General features: G+C 69.9%; 5 protein-coding genes. 3 read left to right on the forward strand and 2 right to left on the reverse strand.

From position 1 onward, the window contains the following. A partial coding sequence (locus tag ADBZ5U_RS15085) for a M1 family metallopeptidase (protein WP_526811546.1) occupies window positions 1-941 on the reverse strand: 941 nt, incomplete at its 3' end. 22 nt (window positions 942-963) lie between these two features. On the opposite strand from ADBZ5U_RS15085, the gene ADBZ5U_RS15090 reads away from it, so the two are divergent. From ADBZ5U_RS15090 to ADBZ5U_RS15100, 3 genes are all read left to right on the forward strand, one after another. After that, the gene (locus tag ADBZ5U_RS15090) at window positions 964-1569 is read left to right on the forward strand and encodes a DsbA family protein (RefSeq protein WP_526811548.1); all 606 of its coding nucleotides are present in this window, start codon (window positions 964-966) and stop codon (window positions 1567-1569) included. Between the two features lie 94 nt (window positions 1570-1663). After that, window positions 1664-2137 (forward strand): ribose-5-phosphate isomerase, encoded by a 474-nt coding sequence (locus ADBZ5U_RS15095; RefSeq protein ID WP_526811550.1) that lies wholly within the window; start codon window positions 1664-1666, stop codon window positions 2135-2137. Then, complete coding sequence (locus ADBZ5U_RS15100) at window positions 2130-2921, forward strand: Fpg/Nei family DNA glycosylase (protein ID WP_526811552.1); 792 nt, start codon at window positions 2130-2132, stop codon at window positions 2919-2921. The genes ADBZ5U_RS15095 and ADBZ5U_RS15100 overlap by 8 nt, the downstream gene beginning before the upstream one ends. A gap of 18 nt (window positions 2922-2939) precedes the next feature. Here ADBZ5U_RS15100 and ADBZ5U_RS15105 read toward each other — a convergent pair. Then, window positions 2940-3594: DUF1542 domain-containing protein (locus ADBZ5U_RS15105; RefSeq protein WP_526811554.1), on the reverse strand; the 655-nt coding region annotated here is incomplete at its 5' end.

A 3594-nucleotide genomic window follows, 5' to 3' on the forward strand; every position in this document is an offset into this window, starting at 1 on the left:
TCCCACCACCGCATGGTCACCAGGTCGCCGAACCACATGTGCGCCATCTCGTGCAGCACCGTCTCGGCACGCCGCTCGTAGGACGCCCGGGTCACCTTGCTGCGGAAGACGTAGTCCTCCAGGAAGGTCACCGCCCCGGCGTTCTCCATGGCGCCGGCGTTGAACTCCGGGACGAACAACTGGTCGTACTTGCCGAACGCGTAGGGCACGCCGAAGTTGCGGTGGTAGAAGTCGAAGCCCTGCTTTGTCTCGGTGAACAGCCGCTCGGCGTCCATGTGCTCGGCCAGGGACCGCCGGCAGAACAGGCCCAGCGGGATCTCGCCGTGCTCGTCGCGGTAGACGTCGCGCCACACCGCGTAGGGTCCGGCGACCAGGGCCACCAGGTAGGTGCTCATCTTCGGGGTGGTGGCGAAGGTGTGCACCGCCTTGTCGCCGTCACGTTCAACCGACGCCGTCGCCCCGTTGGAGATCACCTCCCAGTCCTGCGGCGCGGTGACGGCCATGTCGAAGACGGCCTTGAGGTCGGGCTGGTCGAAGCAGGCGAACATCCGCTTGGCATCGGCGGTCTCGAACTGCGAGTACAGGTAGACCGCGCCGTCGACGGGATCGACGAAGCGGTGCAGTCCCTCACCGGTGTTGGAGTAGTAGCAGTCGGCCTCCACGACCAGGACGTTGTCGTGGGCCAGTCCGATCAGCGGGATGCCGGTGGACTCGTCGTAGCCGGACACGTCGATGTCGTGGCCGTTGAGCACCGCCCGGTGCACCCGGGCGGCGGCCAGGTCGATGTGGGTGTCGGCGCCCGGCAGCGCCTCGAACTGCACTGTGGTCGTCGACCGGAACTCCCGGTCGCCGGCGGTCAGGTCCAGCTCGATCCGGTAGCGGTCCACCGTCACCAGGGCCGCGCGTTCGATCGCCTCATTGCGGGTCAGATTGGGAAGCACGGGACCAACTTATCCTTGGCCCATGACTACCTCGCGCGCTGACTTCTGGTTCGACCCGCTGTGCCCCTGGGCCTGGATCACCTCGCGGTGGATCCTGGAGGTGGAGAAGGTCCGCGACATCGAGGTGCGCTTCCACGTCATGAGCCTGGCGGTGCTCAACGAGGGCAAGGTCCTGCCCGAGCACTACGCGGAACTGATGGAGCGGGCCTGGGGTCCGGTGCGGGTGGCCATCGCCGCCGAACAGGCGCACGGCGCTTCGGTGCTCGGCGATCTCTACACCGCGATGGGCACCCGGATCCACAACCAGGGCAACAAGGATCTGCCGCAGGTGATCGCCGAGTCGCTGGCCGAGGCCGGGTTGCCGGCGGGGTTGGCCGCCGCGGCCGGCGACGGCGGCTTCGACCCGGCGCTGCGCAAGAGCCACCATGCGGGGATGGACGCCGTAGGCGCCGACGTCGGCACCCCGACCATCCACATCGACGGGGTGGCGTTCTTCGGCCCGGTGCTGTCGAAGATCCCGCGCGGGCAGGAGGCCGGCAAGATCTGGGACGCGGCGGTGGCGCTGGCGTCCTACCCGCACTTCTGGGAACTCAAGCGCTCCCGCACCGAGCCGCCGTCCTACGACTGAACGACCCTGGCGTCGAGATCGACGTTTTGGCGCGATCCACTCGATCTTTTCCGCCCAAACGTGAGTTTGGGCGCAGGTCGGTAAGGTGACCCGCATGCGCGTCTACCTCGGCTCGGACCACGCCGGCTTCGAATTCAAGAAGGCCATCACCGACCATCTGCTCAGGAACGGTCACGAGCCGATCGACTGCGGCGCGTACAGCTACGACGCCGACGACGACTACCCGGCGTTCTGCATCGCCGCCGCGGAACGGACGGTGGCCGACCCGGGCAGCCTGGGCATCGTGCTCGGCGGATCGGGCAACGGGGAACAGATCGCGGCCAACAAGGTCCCCGGGGCCCGGTGCGCGCTGGCCTGGAGCGTCGAGACCGCGTCACTGGCCCGCGAGCACAACAACGCCCAGTTGATCGGCATCGGCGGGCGCATGCACACCGAGGCCGAGATGCTGGCCATCGTCGACGCCTTCCTGAGCACACCCTGGTCACAGGCCCCGCGGCACCAGCGCCGCATCGACATCCTGGCCGAGTACGAGACCACCCACGTCGCACCGCCAGTGCCGGGTGCCTGAGGGCCATACCCTGCACCGGCTGGCCCGGCTGCACCATCGCCGCTTCGCCGGGTCCCCGGTGCGGGTCTCCAGCCCGCAGGGCCGGTTCGGCGACGCGGCACTGGTCGACGGCCGTGGCTTCGTCCGCGCGGAGGCCTGGGGTAAGCACCTGTTCCACCGCTACGAGGGCGGCCCGATCGTGCACGTGCACCTCGGGCTGTACGGATCCTTCCGGGAACACCGCACGCCGATGCCCGAGCCGCGCGGGCAGGTGCGGATGCGCATCGTGGGAGCCGAGTACGGCACCGACCTGCGCGGGCCCACCGCCTGCGAGGTGATCGACGAGGCGCAGGTGGAGGCGATCCTGGCCCGGCTGGGCCCCGACCCGCTGCGCAGCGACGCCGACCCGGCGCCTGCCTGGGCGCGAATCTCCAAGTCGCGCAAGGCGATCGGCGCCCTGCTGATGGACCAGTCGGTGCTGGCGGGGGTGGGCAACGTCTATCGCAGCGAACTGCTGTTCCGGCACGGGATCGACCCGTACCGGCCGGGCCGCGACGTGGACCGGGCCGAGTTCGACGACGCCTGGGCAGATCTGGTGGAACTGATGAAGGTGGGGGTCCGCCGCGGCCGGATCATCGTGGTGCGGCCCGAAGACGACCATGGAGCGCCGCCCTACGGACCGAGACGGCCCCGAACCTACGTCTACCGGCGTGCCGGTGAGCCGTGCCGGCTGTGCGACAGTCCTATCCGCACCGCGGAGATGGAGGGCCGCAACCTGTTCTGGTGTCGGGTCTGTCAGGTGTGAGCGTTCCGGCAGGCGTTCTTAGAAGTCGAACCCGCCGAAGTCCCCTCCGCCGAAGTCCCCGCCCCCGAAGTCGCCGCCGCCGAAGCCCCCGCCGCCGCCGTCCCAGCCGCCGCCGAAGTCCCCACCTCCGAAGTCCCCGCCGCCATAGTCCCCGCCGCCATAGTCCCCGCCGCCGTAGTCCCCGCCGCCGGCGGCGTCCAGACCCTGGTCGTAGCCGGCGTCGAAGCCGGAGTCGAAGCCCGACCCGTAGCCGCTCTCGAAGCCGGACGCGCCGTAGCCGACACCGTGCATGCCGGAGAACATCGCGTCGAACAGCAGAACCGAGCCCATGGCCCAGGCGCCGGTGCGCAGGGCCCCCTGCCACCACGGCTCGGAGTACCAACCGGCCGGCACCGGCCTACCGGCCACCCGGCCGCCCGGGTAGTAGTTCGGGGTCCGCTGCGTCGGAGTGGGGGAGGCCTCGATCTCGCGTCCCTCGAACTGGATCCGGCGGTCCTCGGTGACCGAACCGGCCGCCTTCTGGCCCGCGATGCTCTCCAGTTCCGGCCCGGGATCCATGCCCATCGCGGTGCGGGCGGCCCGCACGTAGTACAGGCCCTCCAGTGCGCTCTCCTTGGCCAGCATCGCCTGCTTGGCGGTGGTGGCCTGCTCGATCTGCGAGGAGGCTGCGGTG

Origin of the sequence: Mycobacterium sp., assembly GCF_040398885.1 — a bacterium.
Lineage (GTDB): Bacteria > Actinomycetota > Actinomycetes > Mycobacteriales > Mycobacteriaceae > Mycobacterium.

Excerpts from the sequence above, each read along its gene's own strand:
- ADBZ5U_RS15090 (WP_526811548.1), top strand. The coding sequence starts at position 964 with ATGACTACCTCGCGCGCTGACTTCTGGTTCGACCCGCTGTGCCCCTGG.
- ADBZ5U_RS15095 (WP_526811550.1), top strand. The coding sequence starts at position 1,664 with ATGCGCGTCTACCTCGGCTCGGACCACGCCGGCTTCGAATTCAAGAAG.